The organism is Agromyces sp. CCNWLW213 (genome assembly GCF_037199545.1).
Classification (GTDB): Bacteria; Actinomycetota; Actinomycetes; order Actinomycetales; family Microbacteriaceae; genus Agromyces.
In genome coordinates this window covers 242,466-267,907 of record NZ_JBBBDX010000004.1, presented here as the reverse complement: position 1 = coordinate 267,907, position 25,442 = coordinate 242,466, and the positions used below count along the sequence as shown (strand labels likewise).

At 72.3% G+C, this 25,442-nt stretch carries 23 protein-coding genes; 10 read left to right on the top strand and 13 right to left on the bottom strand.

Going from position 1 to position 25,442, the window contains the following annotated elements; genetic code table 11:
• Positions 1–227 precede the first annotated feature (227 nt).
• Positions 228–1,412 carry an MFS transporter gene (locus WBQ80_RS10650; RefSeq protein ID WP_336571514.1) on the top strand — a complete coding sequence of 395 codons (1,185 nt, stop codon included), beginning with the start codon at positions 228–230 and terminating at the stop codon, positions 1,410–1,412.
• 110 nt (positions 1,413–1,522) lie between these two features.
• On the opposite strand, the gene WBQ80_RS10645 is transcribed toward WBQ80_RS10650, so the two are convergent.
• Positions 1,523–2,047, bottom strand: a complete 525-nt coding sequence (locus WBQ80_RS10645) for a MarR family winged helix-turn-helix transcriptional regulator (protein WP_336571513.1) — start codon at positions 2,045–2,047, stop codon at positions 1,523–1,525.
• A 74-nt stretch (positions 2,048–2,121) separates the two neighbouring features.
• Between WBQ80_RS10645 and WBQ80_RS10640 the strand changes: the two genes are divergently transcribed.
• The 4 genes from WBQ80_RS10640 to WBQ80_RS10625 all read left to right on the top strand — a co-directional run bounded on the left by WBQ80_RS10640 (position 2,122) and on the right by WBQ80_RS10625 (position 7,096).
• Positions 2,122–3,747 (top strand): MFS transporter, encoded by a 1,626-nt coding sequence (locus WBQ80_RS10640; protein WP_336571512.1) that lies wholly within the window; start codon positions 2,122–2,124, stop codon positions 3,745–3,747.
• Positions 3,744–4,679 carry an alpha/beta fold hydrolase gene (locus WBQ80_RS10635; RefSeq protein ID WP_336571511.1) on the top strand — a complete coding sequence of 312 codons (936 nt, stop codon included), beginning with the start codon at positions 3,744–3,746 and terminating at the stop codon, positions 4,677–4,679. The genes WBQ80_RS10640 and WBQ80_RS10635 overlap by 4 nt, the downstream gene beginning before the upstream one ends.
• A gap of 199 nt (positions 4,680–4,878) precedes the next feature.
• A complete protein-coding gene (locus WBQ80_RS10630) occupies positions 4,879–5,127 on the top strand; it encodes a hypothetical protein (RefSeq protein WP_336571510.1) in 249 nt (82 codons plus the stop codon).
• Between the two features lie 244 nt (positions 5,128–5,371).
• Positions 5,372–7,096 carry a SulP family inorganic anion transporter gene (locus tag WBQ80_RS10625; protein WP_336571509.1) on the top strand — a complete coding sequence of 575 codons (1,725 nt, stop codon included), beginning with the start codon at positions 5,372–5,374 and terminating at the stop codon, positions 7,094–7,096.
• Positions 7,097–7,169: 73 nt separating this feature from the next.
• Here the strand turns inward: WBQ80_RS10625 and WBQ80_RS10620 are convergent, their stop codons facing one another.
• Together WBQ80_RS10620 and zwf are read right to left on the bottom strand one after the other, a co-directional pair.
• On the bottom strand, positions 7,170–8,462 hold the full coding sequence (locus WBQ80_RS10620) for an APC family permease (protein WP_336571508.1): 1,293 nt from the start codon (positions 8,460–8,462) through the stop codon (positions 7,170–7,172).
• Positions 8,463–8,651: 189 nt separating this feature from the next.
• Positions 8,652–10,082, bottom strand: coding sequence for a glucose-6-phosphate dehydrogenase (gene zwf / locus WBQ80_RS10615; protein WP_336571507.1), 1,431 nt, complete (start codon positions 10,080–10,082; stop codon positions 8,652–8,654).
• A 256-nt stretch (positions 10,083–10,338) separates the two neighbouring features.
• On the opposite strand from zwf, the gene WBQ80_RS10610 reads away from it, so the two are divergent.
• Positions 10,339–11,574, top strand: a complete 1,236-nt coding sequence (locus WBQ80_RS10610; RefSeq protein ID WP_336571573.1) for a DUF1254 domain-containing protein — start codon at positions 10,339–10,341, stop codon at positions 11,572–11,574.
• 9 nt (positions 11,575–11,583) lie between these two features.
• Here the strand turns inward: WBQ80_RS10610 and WBQ80_RS10605 are convergent, their stop codons facing one another.
• The 3 genes from WBQ80_RS10605 to WBQ80_RS10595 are packed head-to-tail and all read right to left on the bottom strand — an operon-like array spanning position 11,584 to position 15,712.
• A complete protein-coding gene (locus tag WBQ80_RS10605; RefSeq protein ID WP_336571506.1) occupies positions 11,584–12,255 on the bottom strand; it encodes a GAP family protein in 672 nt (223 codons plus the stop codon).
• Entirely contained in the window at positions 12,252–13,925 is a 1,674-nt protein-coding gene (locus WBQ80_RS10600) for a SulP family inorganic anion transporter (RefSeq protein ID WP_337282547.1), read from the bottom strand. The genes WBQ80_RS10605 and WBQ80_RS10600 overlap by 4 nt, the downstream gene beginning before the upstream one ends.
• Positions 13,922–15,712 carry an alkyl/aryl-sulfatase gene (locus tag WBQ80_RS10595; protein WP_336571504.1) on the bottom strand — a complete coding sequence of 597 codons (1,791 nt, stop codon included), beginning with the start codon at positions 15,710–15,712 and terminating at the stop codon, positions 13,922–13,924. Before WBQ80_RS10595 ends, WBQ80_RS10600 begins: the two co-directional genes overlap by 4 nt.
• A 284-nt stretch (positions 15,713–15,996) precedes the next feature.
• Between WBQ80_RS10595 and WBQ80_RS10590 the strand changes: the two genes are divergently transcribed.
• Entirely contained in the window at positions 15,997–16,332 is a 336-nt protein-coding gene (locus tag WBQ80_RS10590; protein ID WP_336571503.1) for a hypothetical protein, read from the top strand.
• Between the two features lie 49 nt (positions 16,333–16,381).
• Here WBQ80_RS10590 and WBQ80_RS10585 read toward each other — a convergent pair whose 3' ends face one another.
• The gene (locus tag WBQ80_RS10585; protein WP_336571502.1) at positions 16,382–17,044 is read right to left on the bottom strand and encodes an AMIN-like domain-containing (lipo)protein; all 663 of its coding nucleotides are present in this window, start codon (positions 17,042–17,044) and stop codon (positions 16,382–16,384) included.
• Between the two features lie 177 nt (positions 17,045–17,221).
• Here WBQ80_RS10585 and WBQ80_RS10580 point away from each other — a divergent pair, with 177 nt between their 5' ends.
• Together WBQ80_RS10580 and WBQ80_RS10575 are read left to right on the top strand one after the other, a co-directional pair.
• Positions 17,222–17,608: a TIGR03618 family F420-dependent PPOX class oxidoreductase gene (locus WBQ80_RS10580; RefSeq protein WP_336571501.1), complete on the top strand. Its 387-nt coding sequence runs from the start codon at positions 17,222–17,224 to the stop codon at positions 17,606–17,608.
• 192 nt (positions 17,609–17,800) lie between these two features.
• The gene (locus WBQ80_RS10575; protein WP_336571500.1) at positions 17,801–18,220 is read left to right on the top strand and encodes a DUF1801 domain-containing protein; all 420 of its coding nucleotides are present in this window, start codon (positions 17,801–17,803) and stop codon (positions 18,218–18,220) included.
• Between the two features lie 30 nt (positions 18,221–18,250).
• Here the strand turns inward: WBQ80_RS10575 and WBQ80_RS10570 are convergent, their stop codons facing one another.
• From WBQ80_RS10570 to WBQ80_RS10560, 3 genes are read right to left on the bottom strand one after another with little or no spacing between them, the layout of a single operon-like run.
• On the bottom strand, positions 18,251–19,033 hold the full coding sequence (locus tag WBQ80_RS10570; RefSeq protein WP_337282546.1) for a DivIVA domain-containing protein: 783 nt from the start codon (positions 19,031–19,033) through the stop codon (positions 18,251–18,253).
• A gap of 11 nt (positions 19,034–19,044) precedes the next feature.
• Positions 19,045–20,238 carry a globin domain-containing protein gene (locus tag WBQ80_RS10565; protein WP_336571497.1) on the bottom strand — a complete coding sequence of 398 codons (1,194 nt, stop codon included), beginning with the start codon at positions 20,236–20,238 and terminating at the stop codon, positions 19,045–19,047.
• 4 nt (positions 20,239–20,242) lie between these two features.
• Positions 20,243–20,653: a group I truncated hemoglobin gene (locus WBQ80_RS10560; protein WP_336571496.1), complete on the bottom strand. Its 411-nt coding sequence runs from the start codon at positions 20,651–20,653 to the stop codon at positions 20,243–20,245.
• Positions 20,654–20,848: 195 nt separating this feature from the next.
• On the opposite strand from WBQ80_RS10560, the gene WBQ80_RS10555 reads away from it, so the two are divergent.
• Positions 20,849–21,586: a hypothetical protein gene (locus tag WBQ80_RS10555; RefSeq protein WP_336571495.1), complete on the top strand. Its 738-nt coding sequence runs from the start codon at positions 20,849–20,851 to the stop codon at positions 21,584–21,586.
• Positions 21,587–21,621: 35 nt separating this feature from the next.
• Here the strand turns inward: WBQ80_RS10555 and WBQ80_RS10550 are convergent, their stop codons facing one another.
• The 3 genes from WBQ80_RS10550 to WBQ80_RS10540 all read right to left on the bottom strand — a co-directional run bounded on the left by WBQ80_RS10550 (position 21,622) and on the right by WBQ80_RS10540 (position 25,316).
• On the bottom strand, positions 21,622–23,289 hold the full coding sequence (locus WBQ80_RS10550) for an FAD-dependent oxidoreductase (protein ID WP_336571494.1): 1,668 nt from the start codon (positions 23,287–23,289) through the stop codon (positions 21,622–21,624).
• Positions 23,290–23,343: 54 nt separating this feature from the next.
• Positions 23,344–23,532 (bottom strand): hypothetical protein, encoded by a 189-nt coding sequence (locus tag WBQ80_RS10545; RefSeq protein WP_336571493.1) that lies wholly within the window; start codon positions 23,530–23,532, stop codon positions 23,344–23,346.
• An 80-nt stretch (positions 23,533–23,612) separates the two neighbouring features.
• Entirely contained in the window at positions 23,613–25,316 is a 1,704-nt protein-coding gene (locus WBQ80_RS10540) for an ABC1 kinase family protein (protein WP_337282545.1), read from the bottom strand.
• Between the last annotated feature and the right edge of the window lie 126 nt (positions 25,317–25,442).

Here is a 25,442-nt window from a genome sequence, read left to right as displayed (position 1 = left end):
GGGGCCTGACTGGGGCGATTGCGGGTGCATGCCGTCGTGAAACGACGCGGACGGGCGGCGAATTCCTCACCCTCGGCCGGCGCGGCCGAGGAGAGGGGGTCCCGTCACGACTCCGGCTGAAGGGGACCCTGGGGCGGTGACATCAGTGCGCCGAGCGTCGCGTTGCTCATCACGCGGTCGCATTCCGAACGCGGCCGATCTCGAAAACCACGACCCAAGGATGATTCTTGACAGACACGATTCGAACAACAGCCACGCCGAACGCACCCACGCACGGATCCTGGGCGGGTGTCGTCTCCCTCGGCCTCGGGATCTTCGCCATCGTCATGTCCGAGTTCATGCCCGCGAGCCTGCTCCCACGCATCGCCGGCGACCTCGGCGTGCTGGAAGGCGCAGCGGGGCAGGCGGTGAGCGTCACGGCGTTCGCAGCCGCGCTCTCGGCGCTCTTCATCTCAGTGGTCGTGCCGCACGCCGATCGCCGACGTGTGATGATCGTCCTCACGTTGCTCGCCGTCGTCTCCAACCTGATCGTGGCATTCGCCCCCGACCTCTGGATCCTGCTCGCGGCGCGACTCCTGCTCGGCGTCGCCCTGGGCGGGTTCTGGGCGATGGCGACCGCGATGGCCGCGCACCTCGTGCACGCCGACCACGTCGGGCGGGCGCTCACGGTCATCAACTCCGGCGTCGCGCTGGCCACGGTTGCGGCAGTCCCGCTCGGGGCGTGGTTGGGCGAGGTCTGGGGATGGCGTGGGGTCTTCGTGCTCGCGGCCGGCCTGGCGCTGCTCGCGCTGAGCGTGCAGGCTGCGTCCCTCCCGCGCGTGACGCCAACCGCAGGGAGTGGGTTGCGGGCACTCGGATCGGTGCTCCGCTCGGGCCTGGTCCTCGCGGGCCTGCTCGCGACCCTGCTGATCTTCAGCGGTCACTTCGGCGGATTCACCTATATCCGCCCAGCGGTCGAGGCGCTGTCGGACATCGATCCGGGCGGCTTCGCACTGCTGCTGCTCGCGTTCGGTGTCGCCAACTTCCTCGGCACGGCCTTCGCCGGACCCCTCGCCGACCGCGCACCGCGGATGGGCGTGCTCCTGTTCCCGACGGTACTGGGGATCGGGATGCTGGTGATGCTCCTGGCCGGAAGCACGACGGTCGGCCTCTTCATCGCCGCAGTCCTCTGGGGCTTCGGCTTCGGCGGTATCCCGACGACCGCGCTCAGCTGGGGCGCTCGGGTCGAGCCGAACCGCCTCGAGCAGATCGGCGGCGTCATCGTGACGATGGCCAATCTCGCCGTCGCCGTCGGCGCGGTGATCGGAGGTGTCCTGGTGGACGGAGCCGCTCCCACCGCACCGCTGGTCGCCGGCGGTGTCGCGGCGATCCTCGGCGGGGTGCTGCTGACGAGCCTCCGCCAGCGCCGCTGACGACGCAGCGCATCCCGAGCGAGCCGGACGGTCGGCCGCCGGGAACGCCCTGACGGTGAGGGCGTGCTCTGCGGTGAGGCTGCGCGGAGCCGCCCTCGCCGGCCGTACCGTCAATTCGAGGCCCGAGCATCCGAGTTCTCACCGGGCGCGTCGGACGCCATCCGTTCGGCATGCCGGGCGATGACCTCGGTCGCCGCACGCAGGTACCGGCCGATGACGTCCTGTTCCTCCGCGGTGAAGCTCGTCGCGAGGTCGTCGAGGTCGGCGAGCAACGGCGAGAGCTCGCCGATGACGCGGCGGACGGTGTTCGGATGCGGCGTCACGAGCACGCGCCGGCGGTCCTGTGCGCTGCGTTCGCGCACGACGTGACCGGCTCGCTCGAGCCGATCGACGAGCTCGGTCGCAGACCCCGTGCTGATCCCGAGACGGTGGCCGAGCTCGACCGGCCCGAGCGGCGACGACTCGCTGTCGAGGATGGCGCCCATCGCCTCGTAGTCGAGCGGCCGGAGTCCCATCCGCGTGCCGAGGGCGCGATCGACCTCTTCGGCGGTGAGGTGGTTCATGCGCAGCAGCCAGGAGAGCGCGTCGGCGTCGACGCGGGAGCGCTCGAGGCGCTCGGCCGCTTCCAGGTCCATGTGCTCAGTGTACTTGACATTTCACTCGGTATCGGAAACACTCCGTATCGGAGCGATTCTGAGGGAGGGCCACCATGGAAGAACTCACCGGGCGCAGGAAGGCCGGCACCGATCGGGGCGGAGCCGACCCGAACTCGCTGACCGATGGCGCACTGCGCGCCATCCTCATCACGCTGTGCGCGGCGCTCGCCCTCGTGGTCGCGGGCAACTCGGCGCTCGCCATCGCCTTGCCCGACATCGCCGACGACCTGGGGGCCGATCAGAGCGAGCTGACGTGGATCATCGACGCCTACGCCGTGACCTTCGCCGCGCTGCTGCTCACGGCGGGCCTCGCCGCCGACAAGCTCGGCCGTCGATCGGTGCTCGTGGTCGGGTTGGCCGTCTTCGGCGCGGCATCCGTCGCCTCGGCGTTCGCACCCGACCCCGGCTGGCTCATCGCGCTCCGTGGGATCTCCGGCATCGGCGCCGCGGCGATCTTCCCGGTCACCCTCTCGGCGTTGGTCGACGCGTACCCGCCCGAGCGGCGCACGTTCGCGATCGCGGTGTGGTCGGGCGTGAGCTCGGCCGGAGCCGTGGCGGGCACCATCGTCGCGGGCGTGCTGCTCGAGGCGTTCTGGTGGGGAAGCGTCCAGCTGCTGTTCGGCGGCGTCGCGGTGCTGCTCATCGTCCCGGCGCTCGTGCTCGTGGCGCAGCGACGCGACCGGTCGTTGTCGGCCGACCTGCCCGCCGCGGTGTGGTCGATCCTCGCGCTCGGCGGCATCGTCTTCGCGATCATCGAAGGCCCCCAGCGCGGGTGGGACGACCCGCTCACCATCGGCACGATGGCGCTCGGCGTCGTCGGGCTGATCGGGTTCATCGTCCATCAGCTGCGGGCGCGCACGCCGTCGCTCGACGTCCGGCTGTTCCGGAACCGCGGGCTCGCCGCAGGGTCGCTGATCGTCACGGTGCAGTTCTTCGCCTCGCTCGGCCTGTTCGTGCTCGCACCGCAGTACCTCCAGCTCGTCGAGGAGTTCACCCCGCTGGGCGCGGCGCTCGCCCTGCTCGTCCTGCCCATCGGCGTGGGGGCGGGCATCGGGGCATCCGTCGCTCTCGCGAAGCGATTCGGGCAACGGGCACCCGGCTCGCTCGGCCTGCTGCTCATGGGCGCCGGCTTCGCCACCTGCGCGTGGGGGCTCACCGAGGCAGCGGATGCCACGATCTGGGTGCTCGCCGCGGGCCTGGTCGTCTACGGCGTCGGCTTCGGCATGGGCATCACGCCGGGCACCGAGCTCATCATCGAAGGCCTCCCCGCCGAACGCCGGTCGATCGCGAGCGCGGTCAACGACATCACCCGCGAGGTCGGCGGCGTCCTCGGCATCGCGATCCTCTCGAGCATCCTGCTCGACGTCTACCGCGACGACATCGCGCCGTCCATCGCCTCCCTGCCCGCGGCGGCGCGCGAGATCGTCGATTCCGGGGCGGCCGCCGCCATCGGCGCCGCCGAGGCGTTCGGGCCGGCCGGCGCCGCCGTCGCCGACGCCGCACGGGAGGCGTTCGCCGCCGGCTTCAGCGCCGCTCTGTGGGTGGGCGCCGTGCTCCTCGCCGTCGCCGGCGTCGCCTGCGCGGCGATCGCACCGGGACGGTCGACGGGTTCGACGGCCTCGGGGCCGACGCCGACCGGAGCGGTCGAGCAGGAAGCCGGCGGGGAGGTCGCGCCGTGAGCCTCACGGAGACCGTCATCATGACCCCGCGCGGCCGGTTCGGCATCCGCACCGCTCCCCCGCCGGATCCGGGTGCCGGCGGGGCGCCCGCCACCGTGCTCTGCGTGCACGGCTTCCCCGACGACGCCTCGACGTTCGACGGCCTGGCATCCGGCCTCGCCGCGCACGGGCACACGGTGGCCTCGATGTACCTCCGCGGGTACGCGCCGTCCGTCACCGATGGCCCCTTCACGCTCGACGGCATGGCCGACGACCTCGCGGCGGTCGCCGACGCCGTCTCGCTCGGCGAGCCGATCCATCTCGTCGCACACGACTACGGGGCGCAGCTCGCCTTCGCCGCCCTCGCTCGGCACCCTCACCGATTCCGGTCCTCGGTGCTGGTCTCGGGCGCACACCCCGACGCGATCCGGAAGAACGGGCGACGGGACCTCCGCCAGCTCTGGTTCAGCCGGTACATCGTCTCCTTCCAGCTCGGGTCCCGCGCCGACCGGGCGGTCGCTCGCGACGACTTCGCCTACCTCGACCGGCTGTGGGATCGATGGTCGCCGGGTCGGGTGCCCGATGCCGTGCACCGCGCCAGGGTCAAGCGCACCATCGCCCGGAGCATGCCCGCTCCCGTCGCCATGTACCGCGGCGGCGGCTTCACGATCGGCGACGCTCGGATCGAGGCGCCCACCCTGTTCGTCGCGGGCCGCGACGACCGGTGCATCTCCCCGCGGATGTCGCAGGGGCAGGAACAGTACTTCTCCGGCCGCTACCGCCGCGAGCTCTGGCCCGACGTCGGTCACTTCCCCCATCTGGAACGACCGGAGCGGATGGTCGACGCGGCACTCTCGTGGTTCGAGACGGCGGGGCGGCATCCCGACATCACGACCCGCCGCCGAGACGACACCGCATCGGACGCAGCCGGGTCGACGGACGAGAGGAACTGATCATCCGATCGCAGCGCTCGCGCCGTCACGTGGGGCGACGCCACCAGCGGCTGCGGGGCTGAGCGTCGGCGCGGCAGTCCGACCTGTGGGCGCGCGGCCGGGCGGGGTGTCCCCTAGATGGAGGACTCGACTCCGTTTCCCGTCCCCCATATCCTTCGAGTGCAGGAGCCCGCGATCGCGAGGGGAAAGCATGGACCGTATGGGGAACGGCGATGCACCCGTCGAGGGCGAGTCGTCGGGCGGATCGCGGAACGGCGATCAGCGACGGACGAGCAGGCCGGATGACGCGGGCGCGCGGGCGTCCGAGATCGCCGAGCTCTCGCGGCGCGCGCTGTCCGCCGAGGTCCACCTGCTGGCGTACGTGGATGAGCTCGAAGCGGAGGTGCGCCGGCTTCGCCGCCGACTCGGCGACCGCGAACGCCGCGGAGTGGTGGATGGCGCCGGCTGACGCCGCGACCGACCCCTCCGCAGCCCTCGAGACCCGTGCGGACCGCGCCTCCGCATCGCCCTCCCATTCGCCGTGACCGAGCGCCGGCGGCGCCCCGAGGGACTTGGGTCCCGTTCAGCGCCGGCCCGTCGGTGGGAGGATGTCGCCCGCTCGGCCGCGGAACGTCGGGTCTCGGGGCACGTCGGAGCGCGCGTCCCACGCAGGCGGAAGGGCGGGGCCGGATGTCGAGAAGAAGCCGAACGCCGTGAGCCGGAAGCGTCGTGCCGCCGACCTGGTCCCGATGCTGGCCTGGGTCCGCACCTACGATCGACGGTGGCTGCGCGGCGACCTGATCGCCGGGGTGACGGTCGCGGCGCTCATCGTGCCCAAGAACCTCGGCTACGCCGGCATCGCCGGGATCCCGCTGGAGAACGGCCTGTACGCGGCAGCGGCTGCCGCCATCCTCTATGCGATCTTCGGGACCAGTCGCCAGATCTCGATGGGCCCGAGCTCGGCGCTGGCCGCCGTCGCGGCGAGCGCGGTGCTGGTCACGGGGCTGACCGACCAGGCCGACGTCGCCTCGTTCGTCGCCGGGATCACGTTGGCGTCCGGGGTGCTCTTCCTCATCCTCTTCCTGTTCAAGATGGGATGGATCGCGCAGTTCCTCTCGCGTGCCGTCGTCACCGGATTCCTCTTCGGGGCGGCCATCGACGTGGTCATCTCCGAGCTTCCGAAGCTCACGGGAACCGAGGCCGGCGGTGCCAACTCGTTCCAGGAGCTCTGGAGCTGGTTCGGGTCCTTGGAGGACACCCATCGGACGACCCTGGTCGTCGGCGTCGTGTCGCTCGTCGTCGTCTTCGGGATCCGACGGATCGCGCCTCGTCTTCCCGGCGCACTCGTGCTCGTGGTCGGCGGGCTGCTGGCCTCCGCCCTGTTGGATCTGGGCGACCTCGGCGTGGCACTGGTGGGCGACGTGCCGCGGGGGCTGCCGGCGTTCGCGGTACCGGATCTCGGGCTGATGTGGGAGAACGCGTCGACCACGGCGATCGCGGCCGTCGCGCTCGTGCTGATCGGCTTCTCGCAGACCGCCGGCGACGCGCGGGCGTTCGCGGCGAAGCACCGCTACCAGGTCGACATCGACCAGGAGTCGGTCGCGCAGGGACTGGCGAACGCCGGAGCCGGGCTGTTCCAGGGCATGCCCGTCTCGACGAGCCTCTCGGCGAGCTCGCTGAACGACCACTCGGGTGCGCGCACCGGATTGGCGTCGCTCACGTCCGGCGTCACCGTGCTGCTGACGCTGCTCGTCCTCGCACCCCTGTTCTCGGCGCTGCCCAAGCCCGTGCTCGCCGCGCTCATCATCGAGGCCGTGGTCCTGGGCATGATCAACATCCCCGAGATGCGCCGGCTCGCCCGCGTGCAGCCGTTCGACTTCTGGGTCGCGGTCGCCGCCATCCTCGGCACCCTCGCATTCGGCGTGCTCGCGGGGGTCATGATCGGCATCGGCCTGTCGCTCCTCTGGCTCATCTGGGTGGCCACCCACCCCAATATCCCGACGCTCGCCCGGGAGCCCGGCACCGAGGTCTTCCGGGACATCAGCGAGTTCCCGGATGGCGAGCCGACCCCGGGCGTCGCGGTGATCCGGATGGACGGAGGGCTGTTCTTCGCCACGGCCGACGCGCTCGAGGACCGCGTGCGCGAGATCATCCACTCCACGTCCGGCCTCACGGGAGTGGTGCTCGACTGCGCCGGGATCAACTTCATGGATTCCCAGGGCGCCGCGAAGATGAACGACGTGGTCACCCTCGCCCGGGACTCCGGCATCACGCTCCGCCTCGCCCGCCTCAAGCGAGCCGTCCGCGCGACGCTCGACCGCGACGGGGTCCTGCGGCGCATCGGCGCCGAGAACATCCACGGCAACGTGGCCAGGGCGGTCCGGGCGCAGGTCCGGGGCGCCCCGCCATCCGACGGTCCTCGATCCGCCGACGACTGACGCCACGTCGCTCGCGAACGAGTCCATCGCCTCCCGAGCAGCCCGCCTGGATCGATCGACGTACTGCGTCCCCTCACGCCGATGCGCGCTCGCGCCGTCGGCGGACGCGGGTCCACAGCTGGTCGAGCAGCACCGCGAGCCCGATGATCGCCAGCAGGGCGATCGCGGTCCGCGGCTGCTCGACGAGGGTGGTCGTGCAGAACACGACGAAGGTCACCACCGTCGTGATGAGCGCGATGATCAGGACGATGAGACGTGCGCCGGTCTCGCGATAGACGCGGAAGTGCGCGATGGTGACCGCCGAGAACACGATGAGCGCGACCGCGCTGCCCAGCGACGCGATCGCGTTCAGGTCGAGCAGCAGCAGCTGGACGATGGTGAGCGCCGCCATCACCACGAGACCGACGGGCACCCGGCCGATCGAGCGGGAGAACGCCGTCGGGAACAGGCCGACCGTCGCCAGGTGCTGCGTCATGCCGACCGACGGGTAGAGGCCGGCGTTCACCGCCCCCATCGTCGAGAAGATCGCGGTGACGACGATCAGCGAGTATCCGAGGTCGCCGAGGACGGGCTTGGCCGCCTCCGCGATCGCGGTCTCGCCGTACTCGACGACCTGATCGGCGGTCAGGGTGCCGAAGACGCCGAGCGAGACGGCGACGTAGATCGTCGTCGCGATCGCGATCGCGAGGTACATCGCTCGAGGCAGCTGCCGCTTCGGATCCGGCAGGTCGCGAGCCGTGAACGTGATGACGCCGAACCCGAGGAATGCGAAGAAGGTCAGCGCGACGCTCGCGATGATCTGCTGCACCCCCGGGTACTGCGCCGGGGCGAGCAAGGCCGGATCCAGGTTCGCGATCGTCACGACCGCGAACACCGACAGGATCACGAGCACGATCTTCACGATCACCGACTGCACGCGCGCGACGGCCTGCGACCCGATCGCGTTCAGCCCGGTCATCACCACGACGAGCAGGATGGCGAAGACCGTCGCCCACGTCGGATCGTCGCCCGTGAAGGCGGTGCTCACGTAGCCGCCGAACGACGCCGCCACCATCGCCGTCACGATGGACCCCGCCGTGTAGAACAGCCACGCGCCGATCGCGGTCACGTGCCCCTCGCCGAACCCCTTGGACAGATAGGTGAGCAGCCCGCCGCCCGACGGGTACGTGGACCCCAGCTTCGCGAACGAGTACCCCTGCAACGCGGCGATCACCCCCGCGATGAGGAACGAGAGCCACACCGCCGCGCCGGCCACGGCGCCGGCCGACCCGAGCAGCGCGAAAATGCCCGCGCCGACCATGGACCCGACGCCGATGAACGTCGCCTGGGTCACCGTCATCCGCTTCGCCGACTTCGTCTCCGACATCCGCACCCCTGCCCTCGCCGCGGTCATGAGCCACCGGCGCCCACCGGGCGGGATCTGGCGGCCTTTCCGCACCATCGAATCGGATGGCCGCCCCGGCGGACCTGACGAAAGTCCCGCCCCTTCAGGTCGACCGACTCGGCTGGCGGTCGCCATCGCGCAGCCGGACATCGAGGCGAGGCCGGTTCGGCGTCACACCCAGGGCAGGCGCCACCCGCCGTACTCCGCCGCGAGCGCGTCCGCTTCAGCCGGACCCCATGATCCCGGCGCGTACGGGCGGACCGGGCTGGGCTCGTCGATCAGCGGCTGCATGACGCGCCACGCCTCCTCGATGGTGTCCTGCCGACCGAAGCGCGCACTCCGGCCCTCGAGGGCGGCGAGCAGCAGCACCTCGTACGGGGTCGGCCCCTCACCGCCCTTCTCCGCGAACGTCATGTCGAGCTCGATCGAACCGGGGAGCGCGGCATCCGCACGCTGTGCGTTGAGCACGATGCGCAGGCCCGTCGACGGATCGAGCCGGATGACGAGTTGGTCCGGTTCGGTCTCCGGCGTCCGGAGGCCGAAGCCGAGCCCCGGCGAGTGCGCGAAGACCAGGCGCACCTCGGTCGCCGTCACCGGAAGCAGCTTGCCGGTGCGGATGAAGAACGGCACCCCCGACCAGCGCCAGTTCTCGATCTCGAGGCGGAGCGCGCAGTACGTCTCGGTGGTGGAGTCCGGCGCCACGCCCGGCACCGCCCGGTACCCCTCGACCTGGCCGCGGACGAGATGACGCGGCTCCGCCGCGGGCATCGCACGGAACACCGCGGTCTGCATGTCGAGGATCGTCCCGGGATCGCCGCGCGACGGCGCCTCCATCGCCACGGCGGCGACGACCTGCATCAGGTGGTTGACGACCACGTCGCGGAGCGCGCCGACCGGGTCGTAGAAGGATCCCCGGCCCTCGATGCCGAAGTCCTCCGCCATGGTGATGTGCACACTGTCCACGTAGTTGCGGTTCCAGACCGGCTCGAGCATGGTGTTCGCGAACCGGAGGTAGAGGATCTCGTCGAGGCCCATCTTGCCGAGGTAGTGGTCGATCCGGTACAGCTGCGCCTCGTCGACCGAGCCGTGCAGCTCCGCGGCGAGCGCTCGCGCCGAGGGGAGGTCGTGTCCGAACGGCTTCTCGACGACGACGCGTCCGCGTCGGCCTCGTGCGACGATGCCCGCCTCGGCGAGCCCGCGCACCACCCGACCGAAGAGACCCGGCGGGATCTCGAGGTAGCAGACCGGCATCCGGGCCGCGCCGATCTCCGCGGCGACGCGTGCGTAGGTGCCGGGGTCCGTGAAGTCGCCGCAGACGTACGAGAGCCGGCGGCAGAGGCGCGCGAACACCTCGTCGTCGAGTGCTTCGCCCGCTGACACGATCGAGGTGCGTGCGCGCTCGACGAGTTGCGCGACGGTCCAATCGTCGGCCGCCACGCCGATGACGCGCGCGTCGAGCAGGCCCCGACGCTCCAGCCGGTACAGCGACCGGAACGTCATGACACGGGCCAGGTCGCCGGTGATGCCGAAGATCACGAGCACGTCCCCGGCCGACGGCGGTGGGGCATCCGCGTCGCCGAGCCTCGGGTCTGCGTCGGCCATGCTGCCCCCTTCGCCGGCTGCCAGCGAAACACGCGCCGCCGCGGAGGTCCCGGGACGAAGGTCCCGCTTCGCATCGCCGTGCCGGTGCGGCCACGGCGGGACGGGACGCGACCCGCGGCTCGGGACGTTTCGCCGTGCGGCCGCCATGGCTACGATCGCCGCATGGCTGGAGCATGGCAGAAGGCCCAATTGCGCCGAGCGATCGAAGCGGCGCTCTGGGGCATCCCGTACGTGAACTACCGTCTGATGGCGCGCGCTGCCGAGGCGCTCGGCGCCGCCCCGAACCAAGATCGCGTACTGGTCGCGGCTGTTCGACTGGCGCAACCAGACGCTGACCCCGAACCCGGATGTCGTCTACCTCATGCCGTTCATCGACACCACCACGACCGGCCCGATGGTGCTCGAGATCCCGCCCGCCGACGGCGGCGCTGTCAACGGCTCCGTGATGAACGCCTGGCAGGCGCCGATCGAGGACGTCGGCCCGGCCGGAGTCGACGAGGGCCGGGGCGGCAGGTACCTGATCCTTCCGCCGGGGTACTCCGACGGGGTCCCCGACGGGTACATCCCGATGCCGTCCGACACGTTCGAGGTGTATGCGTTGCTCCGCGCGCTGCTCCGCTCGGCGAGCGATGACGACGTGGCCACTGCGGTCGCGTACGCGAAGCAGATCCGGCTCCACCCCCTGAGCGCCGCCGGCGACCCGCCCGAGACCGTGTTCGTCGACCTGCACGGGCAGCTCTTCGACTCGGCCATCCCGTACGACCGTCGGTTCTTCGAGGTGCTGGACGAGGTCGTGCAGCGGGAACCGTGGCTCGAACGGGATCGCGTGATGATCGACCATCTCAGCAGCATCGGCATTCGCAAGGGCCACGCGTTCGAGCCCGACGAGCGCCTGGCCGGCCTCCTCGACGAGGCGGCCGGCGAAGCGCACGAATGGCTCGATGCGAGGTACCGCGAGCTCAACGTCCCGTTCGCGGACGGCGCCCGATGGGCCGTCCCCATCGAGCCCGCGTACCTCCGCGCGACCGCGGACGGCTTCTCCGGTCCGGACGCCTACCCGATCGACGCGCGAGCCGTGCCGTTCCACTTCGGGTTCTTCTCGGCGCGGCACCTCGGCACCGGCCAGTTCTACCTCATGTCGATCTCGGACGCGCCCGGGAACCCGCTCGACGGCGGCCGGCGGTACACGCTCACGGTTCCGGCCGACCCGCCCGTCGAGGCGTTCTGGTCGGCGACCGCCTACGACCGCGAGACCCACACCCTCATTCGCGACACCCCGTGGTCCAGCCGCTCATCCGGAACTCCCGGGCTGCGGACCGACGGTGACGGCTCGGTCACCCTCACGTTCGGTCCCGAGCGACCCGACGACGGAGACGTCAACTGGATTCCGACGCGGGCCGGCGCGGACTTCGAGGTGCTGTTCCGGTTCTACCAGCCGACTCCGGCGCTGCGCGAGAAGACCTGGACCCTGCCCGACCTGATCCCGTCCTGAGCGCGCCGATCAGAAGCTGCCGATGCCCTTCCCGACCATCACGACCCCGATCACGAGCAGCAGCACGGCCATGACCGCGGCGTTGTGGTCGACGAGCCAGGCGCGGAGGGCCTCCAGGGGGGCCGACATCCGCTCGGATGCCACGAGGTACGCGATCACCGGGATCGCCACCGAGCTCGCCGCGAGCACGGTGAACACCGCGATCGAGACGCTCGACTCGCCGACGCCCGCGCCCGCGCTGCCGATGAGCACGCCTGCGCCGGCGGCCATGATCAGGTTCTTCGGGTTGACCGCCGCGAGCGCGAACGCGAGCAGGAACGCGCGACCGGCGGTCATGTCGCCGATGGCCTCCATCCACTTCGGCAGGGTCGCCTGCGCCCCGGCTGTCGGGCGCCCCCGCCACTGACGCAGCGCGAGGAACAGCAGCACGAGGCCGAGGAGGATCTTGATCGTGCCGGCGACCGGCTTCGAGGCATCCGGATCCTCCTCGGGGATCACCGATGCGAGCAAGGTGAACACCGTCACGGCGACCGCGATGCCGACGACCCACCCGGCGAGGAACCCCACGCTCGTGCCTCGCGCCCGGGGCGCGAGCAGCATCAGGATCGCCGCGATGATCGGGATCGGGCTGATGGCCACGCCGAGCGCGAGCGGCAGGATGTCGCCGATGACCTGGTTCACGTTCCGTCCTCCGTGCGGGTGGGTGCGAGCGCGGCGATCGCCGCACGGTTGGTGGCGTAGACGTCGACACGCCCCGCTACGCCGAGGTCGTCGAGCCGCCGTCGGATGCCGGGACGGACGCGGCTGAGCGCGACGCCGATCTCGCGTCTCCCGAGCCAGGCGAGCAGCGACTCGAAGCTCTCGGCCCCGGTGACGTCGAGATCGGTCACCGCCTCGAGGTCGACGACGACGTGCCGGACCGGGCCGTTGCCCGTCTGCTCGGCCGCGTCGACCGCGCGCTTCACGGCGTCGGCGAACACGCTGCCGTTGGCGAAGAAGAGCGGCGCCGCGAGTCGGATGACGATCACGCCGGGCGCCGTGACCGAGCCGCGGGGTGCCGCGTCGAGCAGCGAGTCGGTCGGCTCGCCGCCGGCCTCGAGCACGTCGATCGCGGGATTCGCGGCGCGCTTGGCGAGGTTGACGAGGGCCAGCACCACGGCGACCAGGATCCCGGCGATCGGCCCGACGAGCAGGGGCGCGAGGAAGCACGTCGCGGCGATGAGGAACTCGAACCGGTCGCGGCGCCAGAGGTCGCGGAACTCGGCGATGCCGAGGAGCGGGACGATCGCGACCGCCACGACGGCCCCGATCGCCGGCGAGGGGATGTCGGCGAGCAGCGCGGTGCCGAACAGCAGGAGCAGGAGCGCGCCGGCCGCGAGCACGACCGACGGCAGCTGGGTGCGCGCCCCCGCCTGGTCCATCGCCGCCGTGCGCGACGTCGAGGCGCCGATCGCGAAGCTGCCCTGCGCGCCCGCCGCGACGTTGGCGACGCCGAACGCGAGCAGGTCGCGGTTCGCGCGGAACGGGTAGCCCCGCTTCTCGGCGTACGACCGGGACACGAGCAGCCCCTCCGCCGTGGTCACGAGGGTGAGCGCGATCGCCGACGGCACGAGCGCGAGCCACGTCGACCAGTCGAGCATCGGCCAGGTGAGGGTCGGCGGGCCGGCCGGCACCTCGCCGAGCACCGCGACGCCGCGCGCCCGGAGGCCACCGGCGACCACCGCGAGCGTCGCGGCGACGAGCACGACGAGCGCCCACGGCACGGCACGCGCCCATCGCCGCCCGGCGAGGAGCACCGCGACGGCCACCGCGGAGATGACCACCGACCATCCGTTCGTCGTGCCGAGCCGCGTGACCAGCTCGGCGAGCTTTCCCGGGAACTCCGCCCCGGAGTCGATCCCGACGCCGAGCATCTTCGCCACCTGGCTCAGCAGGATGTCGAGCGCGAGCCCGGCCACGAACCCCACGAGGATCGGCTTCGAGAGGAAGTTCGCGAGGAACCCCAGCTTGAACACCGCCAGCGCGGCGAAAAGGATGCCGCTGATGATCGCCTGCGCCATGGCGAGCGCGGCGTAGTCCGCCGAGCCGGCGACCGCGAGGCCGCCGATCGACGACGCGACGAGGGCCGCAGCCGCGGCATCCGGCGATGCCACGACCTGGCGCGACGACACGACGAGTGCGTAGAGGATCGTCGGCACGACCAGCGCGTACAGTCCCGCCGTCGGCGGCAGTCCCGCGATCTGCGCATACCCGATGTTCAGCGGCACCGCGATCGCGAGCAGCGTCACGCCGGCCAGCAGTTCGGTGCCGAGGTTCCGTCGCGTCAGGCCGGCGAACGGCCGCTGCCTCACGGCCGGATGATCTCGAACCACAGCGGGAATTCGTCGAGCAGGCCGAAGATCCGTGCCGGCACGTCGGCGTCGCCGTCGACGGCGATGTCGGATGCCGCGACGAGCTCCTCGAGCGGTCGACCGCCGAAGAGCGCCTCGGCGAGCGCCGCCTTCGTCGACCGCGCCGTCGCATCCGGTTCGGGATGCCGCGCGTCCGCGGTGTACACGAGCACGCCGTTGCGCACCTCGAGGAGGTAGTCCACCGGTCCGTCGGAGGCGTCCTCGACCGTCCAGACGAGGGTCGCCGCGAGGTCGCCGGCGAGGTCGCCGTTCAGCTTGATGCCCGCGTAGTCGAGGATCATCTCCGTCGTCATCGCCGCGAACACGTCGGCCGTGGCGAGGTCGATGCTCCCGAGGTCGCGGACGCCGTGCCGAAGCTCGACCGCGGCCATCAGGTACTCGTTGCGCCAGGTCGCGTTCTCGGCCTGGTAGCCGAGCTGCTCGAGCGCGTCGGCCTGCAGCTCGGCGGCGGCCCGGTTGGCGGGCTCCGCGAACACGACGTGCGTGAGCACCTCGGCGACCCAGCGATAGTCCCCCGCGTCGAATGCGGCCTGCGCCTTCTCGACGACGGTGTCCGCCCCGCCCATGGCCTCGACGTAGCGCCGGCCGGACTCGGCGGGCGGCAGGGCATGCAGGTGCGCCGGATGCGAGTCGTACCATCCGAGGTACCGCTGGTAGACCGCCTTGGCGTTGTGGTTCAGCGAACCGTAGTAGCCGTGGCTGTACCACTGCCGGTCGAGGCCCGCAGGCAGCCGCAGCTGCTCGGCGATCTCGGTCATCGTTCCGCCGAGGTTCGCGAGCCGGAGCGTCTCGTCGTGGATGAACTTGTACAGGTCGCGCTGGTCGCGGAGGTACTCGCGGACGTCGTCGGCGCCCCATCGCGGCCAGCCGTGCTGACCGAGGATCACGTCCGTGCGGTCGCCGAACAGGCGGATCGTCTCGTTCAGCGTCTTCCACCACTTCGCCGCGTCGCGCACCTGGGCGCCGCGCAGCGTGTAGAGGTTGTGCATCAGGTGGTTCACGTCCTCCGCGGCGCAGAGCACGCGGCGCTGCGGGAAGTGGACCAGGAACTCGGCGGGCGCCTCGGTGTGCGGCGCCATCTGGAACACCATCTCGACGCCGTCGACGGTGCGGGTCTCGCCCGTGCGCGTGATGAGGTCGGTCGGCGGCACGAGCGTCGCGCTCCCGCCGGTGGACAGCGCGCTGGCCAGGCCGGCGTTCACCTGCCCCCGGACACCGGTCGGGAGCATGGGACCGTACATGTAGATGCCCCGGCGCAGCATGGCGGTTCCGGCGTAGATGTTCTCGGCGACCGCCTCGGAGACCATGCCGTCGGGCGCGATGACGGGCACGGCCCCGGCGCCCTCGACCATCGCGCGCGACCCGCCGTAGTGATCGCCGTGGCTGTGCGTGTAGATCACCGCGGAGACCGGGCGGTCACCGCGGTGCGCTCGGTACAGGCCGAGCGCGGCGGCGGCCGTCTCGGTGAACGACAGCGGGTCGATCACGATGACGCCCGTCTCGCCCTCCACGAGCGTCATGTTCGCGAGGTCGAACCCGCGCACCTGGTACACGCCCTCGACGACCTCGAAGAGGCCGTGGTGCGCGGTCACCTGCGCGTGCCGCCACAGGCTCGGGTGCACCTCGTCGGGCGCGTCGTCCGACTCGTGCACGAACGCGTGCGCCGAGATGTCGATGACCGGGGTCCCCTCCGCCCGCCGGATCACGGGATCGTCGAGGGTTCCCACGAATCCTCGGACGGTGTCGTCGTAGTCCCGTCGATCCGACAGCGGCAGGCGCTCCCGCGCCGCCCGGTTCGCCGCTCTCGTGTGCTCCGTCGCCGGCTTCGCCCCCGGCGCGCCCTCGCCTGACATCCCGTTCCCATCCGGCCGCGCGGAGCGCGGGCCCCCGCCACTCACGATAGCGACCGGTCCGCCCGGCCTGTCGATGGGATGCGCGCGGATTCGCGGGCGACTCCCGGCCCGAGCGCACGGGGGTTGCCGCACCGCGAGCGATCTGCTGCGCTGGGGTCATGAAGGAACTGACGTACGCGGGCGGCGAGGTGCTGACGGGCGACGCGATCGCCGAGGCCGTCCTCGAGTTCGCCGAAGCCCTGGCCCGGCACGACGAGGCGGCGCAGGTCACGTTCCCCTCGCTCGGCGAGGACGGGTCGATCCTGGAGACGACGCTGCTGATCGGGCCGGCCAGCCAGATCATCGCCCGCGCGGTCGAGGTCGAGCACGAGGAACTCGTCGACGAGCGCGCGGTCGAGGAGCTCCGAGGCCGGATCCGCGCGCTCCGGGCGGGTCCGTCGTCGGACGACCACGGCGACCACGACGCCGACCATCCGTCGCTCGACGAGTTCTAGCCGGACGGACGCCGGTGCTCGCCTCCCCCTCCGAGCAGCGCAGGCGGGCTCAGTCGAGGGTGATGTCGACGACGATGCGGGTCGGATCCTCGAGCGCCGCGACGGTGAAGTCGCGCTCCCGGTCGAGCCCGATCGCCCAGGCGGTCATCCCCTCGAAGTTCTCGATCTGCTCCAACTCGAGGATCGTCTCGACGTTGGTCGGCACGAGCTCGCGCGGTCCGTCGTAGCCGCAGCCCTCGGGATTCGGCATCCACGCGCCGGCCGAGAGCACGAGCGTCGCATCGCCCGCGACGTCGACGGGCTCGCCCCTGGGCGAATCGACGATCGGGTCCGGCCGGTACTCCACGCGATACCCGGGCAGCTCGCCCGATCCCGCGAACTCGATCACGACGCGTTCGAAGCACGGCGGATGGCCGCCGGTGCGGACCTCGAGCCCGACCATGGTGGAGAGCCGCCCCGGGAAGCCGTCCTCGACGCGGTCGACCCCGCCCGGGTCCGGGCACTCCGCGGGATCCGGCTCGGTGGGTCTGGCCGTGTCGCTCGGCGCGCCCGGCGTCGCCGATCCGGACGGCTCCGTCGCGGTGGGGCCCGGCGCGGGCTCCTCCGCTGCGCATCCCGAGAGCCACGTCGCCGCGGCGACGACGAGCGCGGCCGCCGCGACCGGGCGAGCGCGGCCGGGCCGGTGGCGGATGTGCCGAGATGCGGTTCGCATGGTCGCTCCCCTCCGGCAGTGGCTGGGTTCGAGTGCAGGGTAGGCCGGGACGGCCCGGGATGGGAGGTCCAACGTCCCGGCCCGGTTGCCGCCGGACCCTCGGGACTCCCACACGAGCGGATGGAAGACTGGTGCTCGAGCGGCACGCCGACCGGCCGCCGACAGGGAGTCCCAGCTGTGATCACCGACGCCGCGCGGCAGTTCCTCGCCGAGCGCCATCTCGCGACGTTGTCGACGCTCGGCCGGACGGGCCGGATCCACTCGGTTCCCGTCGGCATCACCTACCGGGACGGCGTGGTGCGCATCATCGGGAGCCGCGGCTCGCAGAAGTTCGTGAACGCCGAGCGGAGCGGGCGCGCGAGCGTCAACACGGTGGACGGAGCCCGGTGGATCAGCTTCGAGGGCCCCGTGCGCGTGCGTTCCGACGCCGAGTCGGTGGCGTACGCCGTCGAACTCTACGCCGCCCGCTATCGTCAGCCGCGCCCGAACCCCGAGCGGGTCGTGCTCGAGCTGACCGTGGAGCGGGTGCTCGGCTCGGCCGGGATGCGATCCGACCCGCGCTGATCTCGCAGCCCGGCGTGGGTCATCCGCCGGGCGGACCGACATGCGCGGATCGCGCGCTCGAGCGGCGGCCGCACGTGACGGCGGCGGTCGGGAACCTCGCGCTCGACTGGATCCGACGAACCGACCGCTCCCGGTGCGTCGCGGCGGCACCGGGGCTACCCTGAGCGGGAGGCACGACCCCCGAGGAGCACCATGGCCGCCGAATCGCCCGCGATGCGCCCGACCGACGTGCCGGTCGACGAGGTGCTGGGCCGCGCCACCGGCCCGCGCCGCGCCGAGGCCGACGAGCTGGTCGCGCTCTGCAGCGACCTCACCGGCGAGCCGCCCGTGGTCTGGGCCGGCCGCATCATCGGCTTCGGCGAGGACGAGTACCGCCACGACAGCGGTCGCAGCGGTCGTTCTCCCCGGCTCGCCTTCGCGCCCGGGCCGAAGCACCACACCGTCTACCTGCCCGCGGACTTCTCCGAACGCTGGCCCGACCTCCTGGCCGGACTCGGCGCGTACCGCGCGAGCAAGGTCTGCCTCTACCTCACGAGGCTGGCCGACGTGGACCGCGGCGTGCTGCGCGCGCTGCTCGAGCGCGCGCTGGCCGAGACGGCCGCGAGCGCCTGACCCTACCGTGGGCGCCCCCGGGAAGACGGCCTACGTCGAGGGCTGCCACTCGGGCTCGCCCGTGGGCTCGGCGTCCGGCTCCGCCTCCGACGGCTCCGCCTCCTCGGCCGGCTGGGGCAGGCTGCCCAGGCGATCGACCTGCTCGGTGAGCGCGTCGAGCACCGATCGGAGCTGGATCTGCGCCACCTGGGCGTAGGTCCGCACGTACTCGATCTCGGGAACCGGGGGTCCCTGCGTCGGCGTGGTCAGCGTCGCGGACGCCTGGCTCGCCGTGCTCTCGGCGCGTTCGAGGATCTCGCGGTACTGGTTGCGGGCGGTGAGCACCAGGTCGCGCGCGTACTGCTCGGCGTCGGCGATCGCCTTGTCGGCGATCAGTTGCGCCTGGGTGAGCAGTCCGACGGCACCGGCCGTGATCTCGTCCTCGGAGTCGGGACCGGATGAGCGCAGCTTCGCGTTCTCGGCCCGGAGGGTGGCGATCTCCTGGCCGGCAGCGGATGCCGCGGCGCGGACCTCGGTGATCGCCTGCGCCAGCTGGCCGAGGAACGTGTCGACCTCGAGCCGGTCGTAGGCGCCGCCCCGGACCTTCATCGTGAAGTCCACCGAGCGGGTGTCGGGCAGGTGGTTCACGGCGACGGACAGGGCGTTCTCGGGCGAGGCGTCGGCCCCGGCACCGGGCACCGCCTCGGTCGGGGTGCCGGCGGCGGCGTCGGACGCGGAGCCGGGCGAGGCGTCGGGCTCGGCACCCGGTGCGACGGCCGGTACGGCGACTGGCGCGGCAGCAAGGCTGTCGGGGTCGGTCCCGTTCTGCATCATGCGTGGTCCCCCTATTCGCTTTGCAGCAGCCCGGATGGCTGCGGGTCGTGGGTGTGGTGGTGCAGGTCGTGACTGTCCTCGTCGAGGGTCGCGAACTGCTCGAAGCGGACATCCGTCGCCGCGATGCCGCCGGCCCGGAGGCGGGACACCGTGTGCCGGACCATCTCGGGCGAGCCGCACACCAGGGCGAGTCGTCCGTGCAGGGGCTCGGCTTCGGCGGCGGCGTCGCCGACGAGGCCCTTCCGGCCGGGGTAGCTCGGGTCGTCGGAGACCACGGGGGTGTAGGTGAACCACGGCCGCCCGGCGAGGTTCTGCAGGAGCCGGTGCTCGTAGAGGCTCACCGACATCCGGGCGCCGTGCAGCAGGTGGACGCGCGGGGCCTGCCCGGTCGCCTTCCAGCCCTGGTCGATGCGCTCGAGGTGGGCGCGGAGCGGGGCGAGCCCGGTGCCGCCCGCGACCATGATGAGATCGCGCCGGCGCTCCTCGTCGTTCAGGACGAGCTCCTGGCCGACCGGTGCCCCGAGGCGGATCGTCTCGCCGGCACGCAGGTCGCGCACGATCGTGCTGCTGACCTGGCCGCCGGGGACGAGCTGGACGTGGAATTCGATGCTGCCGTCCTCGCGGGGCGCGTTCGCCGGGCTGAGGTACCGCCAGAGGCGCGGCCGCGCCGGGATCTCGACGGCGACGGACTGGCCGGGCTCGAACTCGAGGCGGGGCTCGGGTCGCACCTGGACGACCACGATGTCGAGGCCCCGCCGCTCGACTGCGGTCACCTGCGCGTTCCACGACGCCGGGCTGGTCCGCTCGGACGCCTCGGCGGCCTGCACCATGACCGAGGCGATCACGCCGTAGGCCTCGGCCCAGCTCGAGGCGACCTCCTCGGTCCACCCCTCGCCAAGGAAGTGCTCGAGGGTGGCGAGGAGCGAGGCGCCGACCGCGTCGTAGTGCTCGGAGATGACCTCGAAGCGCCGGTGGTCGCGACCGAGCTGCTGGATGAACTCGGTCACCTCGTCGAGCTGGTCGACGTTCGACACGATGCGTCCGAGCGCCCCGACCAGCCGGTCCCTCTGGGTCGCCATCGAGACGGGGAACATGCTCCGCAGCTCGGGATGGGAGAGGAACAGGTGCGAGTAGAAGAACAGCGGCACCTCGTCGCCGAGGCTGCCCGCCAGCGCCCAGGTCTCCTTCAGTGCGGCGGTGTTCACCGCGTCACCCGGCCGCCGCGGGGGTCTCGACGATGTCGGGCTGGGTCCCGGCGATCGTGGTCACGACTCGGTCGATGATCTCGGCCGGCACGCCCGCCTCGGTCAGCGCGGTCACGAGGTGACCGGCCACCGCGCCGAAGTCCTCGGCGGAGATGCCCATGCCGGCGTGCGCGGCGCGCAGCTCGCGCCCCTCGTAGCCGACGGGTCCGCCCATGACCTGCGACACGAGTGCCACCTGGTGGCGCTTGAGTCGGGCCATCTCGATGCCCTCGAAGTACCCCCGGAGGCGGTCGTCGTCGAGGACGAGCGCGTAGAACCGGTCCACGACGCCGGCGATCGCCGGTCCGCCGCCGACCGCGTCGTAGTCGCTGGTCGCCGGGGTCTCGGTCTGCTCGTCACGTTCGGGGTTCGTCACGCTGGTCCAATCATCGGGCGGTCGGGAATCCTCCCTTCATAGCAGAATCGGATGCACCGGCGGAATCACCCCCGGGGGTTACCCAGCTGACGGACCTCCTCGGTGAGCACGCCGATACACTTGGACACCTTCCGGTGCCGCCCCCTGCACCGGAGGACCCGCCGCGCACCGCTCGACCCGACGAGAGGATCCGCCGTGCAGCCCGATCCCGCGCCGTACTCCGGCGCCGTCCGAACCGCCCGCCGCCTCTCGCGCGTGCTCGCCGGTGCCGCGGACCGCACCCCGCGGCTCGTGTACGCCGCCGCGGTCGTTCCTGCGGCGGTCCTGGTCATCGCGGTCGTCACCCAGCCCTGGGTGGCGCCGACCGACCTCGTGCGGGACGGCCAGGCGGTCGCGGTGCTCCGCGGGACGCCTCACGCGTCGCATGGGCTCGTCTCCAACATCGTGATCCTCGCCATGGCGCTCGCAGCCGGGGCGGCCCTGCTCGGTGCGGCCGCCGGGCCGTCGCGCGGCGACCGGTTGCGGCGCGCCGTCGGCTGGGGCGGTGGGATCTCGCTCGTCCTCGCGCTCGACGACCTCCTCCTGCTGCACGAGTCGATCACGGTCACCGCGTGGATGTCGAAGCTCGTCGTCCTCGCCTACGGCCTGGGCTTCGCCGTGTTCCTGTGGCGGTTCCGGGTCGAGATCGTGCGGAACCTCGATGTCGGGCTCCTCGCGATCGCGATGCTGGCGCTCGGCACGTCCGCGCTCGTCGACGCGTTCGCCGCGCCGCCCACCGTCGCCTCGGTGCTCGTCGAGGACGGCGCGAAGGTGCTCGGGTTCGCCGCCTGGTGCGCGTTCCTGGTCCGCGGCGCGCTGGTCGCCCTCGCTCCGTCCTCCGCCCCCGGCCCGACGGAGACGGCCGCGCCGGTCCGCTCCCGCATCGGCGCCTGAGCCGGAACAGCGCCGGCGCTGCTCGACCGGCGGGCTCAGGCCGCGAGCTCGGCCGTCTCGGCGACCAGCTCGCGCGCCTCGGTGGCGGCCCTCCAGGTCAGGTAGCCGCCGTCGAGGTTGACGGCGTCTCGGCCGTGCTGCGCGAGCAGGCGCACGGCGGTGTGGCCGCGCTGGCCGACCTTGCAGTGCACGACGAGCCGGCCCCCGGGCAGCTCGTGGAGGCGGTCGCGGAGCTCGTCGAGCGGGATCCGCAGCGAGCCCGGGATCGCGCCGTCGGCGACCTCGTCCGGGTTGCGGACGTCGAGCACGGTCGCACCGGCCTCGACGGCCGAGTCGAGCTCGTGCCACTGGATCGACGGCGTGAGTCCGTCGGCGGCATTCATCGCGACGTACCCGAGCATGTTCACCGGGTCCTTCGCCGACGAGTACTGCGGGGCGTACGCCAGCTCGAGCTCGGCGAGCTCGGAGGCGGTGAGGCCGCCCGCCATCGCGGTCGCGATGACGTCGATGCGCTTGTCGACGCCCTCGCCGCCGACGCCCTGCGCGCCGAGGATCGCGTCCGTCTCGGCGTCGACGAGGAGCTTCAGCGACATGCCCTCGGCGCCCGGGTAGTAGCCGGCGTGCGAGGCGGGGTGGGTGTGGAGGACCCGGATGTCGCGTCCGCGCGAGCGCAGCAGCTTCTCGTTCCATCCGGTCGTCGCCACCGTGAGCCCCATGACGCCGACGACGGCCGTGCCGAGCGCGTCGCGCACGCGGATGTCACGACCCGTGATGGCGTCGGCCGCGAGTCGGCCGTGGCGGTTCGCGAGGCCGGCGAGGGCCACGATGCGGTGCTCCCCCGTGATCGCGTCGACCTTCTCGACGGCGTCCCCGATCGCCCAGATGTGCGGGTCGCTGGTGCGCAGCCGGTCGTCGACGCGGATGCCGCCGCGCTCGCCGAGCTCGAGGCCGGCCGCCGCGGCGAGCGACGTCTCGGGGCGCACGCCGACCGAGCCGAGCACGAACTCGGCCGCGACGGTGGAGCCGTCGTCGAGCGTCGCGGTGTCGGCGCCGATCGCGACGACCTTCGTGCCGAGCCGCACGTCGACGCCCGCGTCGATGAGGCGCCGGGCGACCGGCCCGGCCATCTCGGGGTCGATGGGAGCGAGGACCTGCTCGCCCAGCTCGACGAGGGTGACGTCGAGTCCGCGGTGCGCGAGGTTCTCGACCACCTCGAGGCCGATGAACCCCGCGCCGATGACGAGCGCGGTGCGCGGCGTCACCTCGAGCCGCTCCATGGCGGCGTCGACGTCGTCGATGTTCCACAGGGTGAGCATCCGCTCGCCGCCTTCCATGGGCGGGCGGACGGGGACCGAGCCGGGAGAGAGCACGAGCGCGTCGTAGGGCAGCACCGACTCCTCGCCGGTGGCCAGGTCGCGCGCGGTGACGGTGCGGGCGGCGCGGTCGACGGCGATCGCCTCGGTGCGCACGCGCACGTCGAGGCCGAAACGGGTGCGGAGCGATTCCGGCGTCTGGAGCAGGAGGCTCGAGCGCTCCTCGATGACGCCGCCGAGGTGGTACGGCAGGCCGCAGTTGGCGAACGAGACGTGGCCGCCCCGCTCGAGCACGGTGATGCGGGCGTGCTCGTCGAGCCGGCGCAGCCGGGTCGCGGCGGACATGCCGCCGGCGACCCCGCCGATGATGAGGTACCGCTGGGAAGTCATGGACCCATCGTACCGGATACCCCGGGGGTATTATGAACGGACCCGCGTGGCCGATCAACCACCGAGTGCGGCGAACAGCTCGTAGACCATGAACGCCGGCCAGAAGAGGCCCTGGAAGATCGCCCAGACGTACTCCCAGAACGCGTCGGCCTGCTGCCAGAAGTACACCCAGGCTCCGAAGATCCCCAAGCCGTAGATCGCGCCGCCGCCCGCCACGCCGGCGTTCGAACCCCTGTCGCCCATGTCGCACCTCCGACGCCGAGGCTACGCCGCGGCATCCGCCCGCCCCGGGCCGAAGGGCCCGCCGAGGCGCGAGCCGCGACTCAGCGCGGTCGGCGGCGTCGTCGCGCCGACGTGTAGGCGAGGTAGCCGCCGAGCGTGCCGAGGACGCCGAGGCCCGTGCCGAGCAGCGTCCCCTCCCACTTGCGGAACCGGCGCCCGCTCGTCACGATCCCGCCGACCCCCGAGATCAGCGCGGCGCTGATCATGCCCGCCACGAGTCGGTTCCCGATCCGCTCCGTCCGCGCCACGAGGGGTTCGAGCTCGGCGGCGCGGAGGTGCACCTCGAAGCCGCTGCCGTCGGCCGCGTCGAACAGGCGGCGGAGCACGCCGGGCGCCTCGAGGGCGAGCTCGCCGAGGTCGGCGCTCGCCCGCGCCATGCGTCGCGCGATGGCCGACGCGCTCATGCGCTCGCGCGCGAGGCGCTCGGCGTACGGCTCGAGCGACTCGCCGAGGCGGAACTCCGGGTCGAGCCGCAGCGCGAGCCCCTCGATGAGCAGCAGCGCCTTGAAGAGGAGAGCCATCTCGCGCGGCAGGTGCAGGCGATTGGCGCGCAGGATGGCGAAGAGGTCGGCGATCATGCGGGCGAACGGCGTCTCGCGCAGCGAGCGCAGCCGGTACTTGGCCAGGAACACCCGGAGGTCCTCGCGGAGCAGCTCGCGGTCGACGGAGCTGCCCGCGACCGACAGGCTCGTGAGCGCGCCGGCGAGCATCGCGGGATTGCCGCGGACCAATGCCACGAACAGGGTGCTCAGGTGCCCGCGCAGCTCCTCGCCGATCGCGCCGACCATGCCGAAGTCGATGAGCGCGATCGTGCCGTCGTCGTGGATGAACAGGTTGCCGGGGTGCAGGTCGGCGTGGAAGAAGCGGTCCTCGAACGTCATCTTCAGCACGATCTCGGCCCCGCGACGCGCGACCCGCTTCCGGTCGACGCCGGCCGCGTCGAGCGCCACCGCGTCGCCGACGTTCATGCCGCGCATGCGCTCGAGCGTCAGCACGCGCGAGGTGGTGTGCTCCCAGAACACGCGGGGGATCACGACATCGGCCTCGTGCGCGAAGTCCTCGGCGAAGCGCTCGGCGTTGCGACCCTCCTGCAGGTAGTCCAGCTCGGCGCGGAGCGTCTGGGCGAACTCGTCGACGACGCCGGCCGCGTCGATGTCGCGCGCCGGCCCCCAGCGACGGCTCGCGCGTGCGGCGAGGTTCTGCAGGATCTCGAGGTCCTCGAGCACACGAGCGACGGCGCCGGGGCGCCGCACCTTCACCACGACCGGCGTGCCGTCGTCGAGCGTCGCGGCGTGGGCCTGGCCGATCGACGCGGAGGCGAGGGGGCGGTCGTCGAACGTCGCGAACAGCTCCTCGGGCTCGGATCCGAGCTCGCGTCGGATCACCGCGCGGATGTCGGCGACGGGCACCGGCGGCGCGGCATCCTGCAGCTTCGCGAGCTCCTCGACATACGCCGGCGGCAGGAGGTCGGACCGCGTCGACAGCAGCTGGCCAAGCTTGATGAAGGTCGGCCCCAGCTCCTCGAGGGCGAGCCGCAGGTGCTCCGGCGACGTCTCGCCGTTCGACTGCGCCGCGGTCCCCGTGTCGATCGCGCGCGTACGCGCGCCGTTCCGCCCGCCGTTGCCGCGGCGGAACGGCACCAACCGGCCGATGCCGAGCAGCCCGACCATGAATCCGAGGCTGTGCCGACGCAGCACGGTCGCGATCTCGCGGTAGCGCGCGGTGTGCGTGGTCGCCTCGGCCATGCGTCCAACGTGTCACATCCGGCGGCCCGGCACACCCCCACCGCACCCGGGCCGCGGGATCCGTCGGTCGGAGGACCCGGCCTCCGGCGCCTCCCGGCGGGGAGCCTGGCCCGTGAGCCGGTGCGA

Coding starts and splice junctions, on each gene's coding strand:
- WBQ80_RS10570 (WP_337282546.1), bottom strand. CDS start 19,033: ATGATGCAGAACGGGACCGACCCCGACAGCCTTGCTGCCGCGCCAGTC.
- WBQ80_RS10550 (WP_336571494.1), bottom strand. CDS start 23,289: ATGACTTCCCAGCGGTACCTCATCATCGGCGGGGTCGCCGGCGGCATG.
- WBQ80_RS10540 (WP_337282545.1), bottom strand. CDS start 25,316: ATGGCCGAGGCGACCACGCACACCGCGCGCTACCGCGAGATCGCGACC.
- WBQ80_RS10620 (WP_336571508.1), bottom strand. CDS start 8,462: ATGTCGGAGACGAAGTCGGCGAAGCGGATGACGGTGACCCAGGCGACG.
- WBQ80_RS10590 (WP_336571503.1), top strand. CDS start 15,997: ATGAAGGAACTGACGTACGCGGGCGGCGAGGTGCTGACGGGCGACGCG.
- WBQ80_RS10575 (WP_336571500.1), top strand. CDS start 17,801: ATGGCCGCCGAATCGCCCGCGATGCGCCCGACCGACGTGCCGGTCGAC.
- zwf (WP_336571507.1), bottom strand. CDS start 10,082: ATGGCCGACGCAGACCCGAGGCTCGGCGACGCGGATGCCCCACCGCCG.
- WBQ80_RS10630 (WP_336571510.1), top strand. CDS start 4,879: ATGGGGAACGGCGATGCACCCGTCGAGGGCGAGTCGTCGGGCGGATCG.
- WBQ80_RS10585 (WP_336571502.1), bottom strand. CDS start 17,044: ATGCGAACCGCATCTCGGCACATCCGCCACCGGCCCGGCCGCGCTCGC.
- WBQ80_RS10640 (WP_336571512.1), top strand. CDS start 2,122: ATGGAAGAACTCACCGGGCGCAGGAAGGCCGGCACCGATCGGGGCGGA.
- WBQ80_RS10545 (WP_336571493.1), bottom strand. CDS start 23,532: ATGGGCGACAGGGGTTCGAACGCCGGCGTGGCGGGCGGCGGCGCGATC.
- WBQ80_RS10645 (WP_336571513.1), bottom strand. CDS start 2,047: ATGGACCTGGAAGCGGCCGAGCGCCTCGAGCGCTCCCGCGTCGACGCC.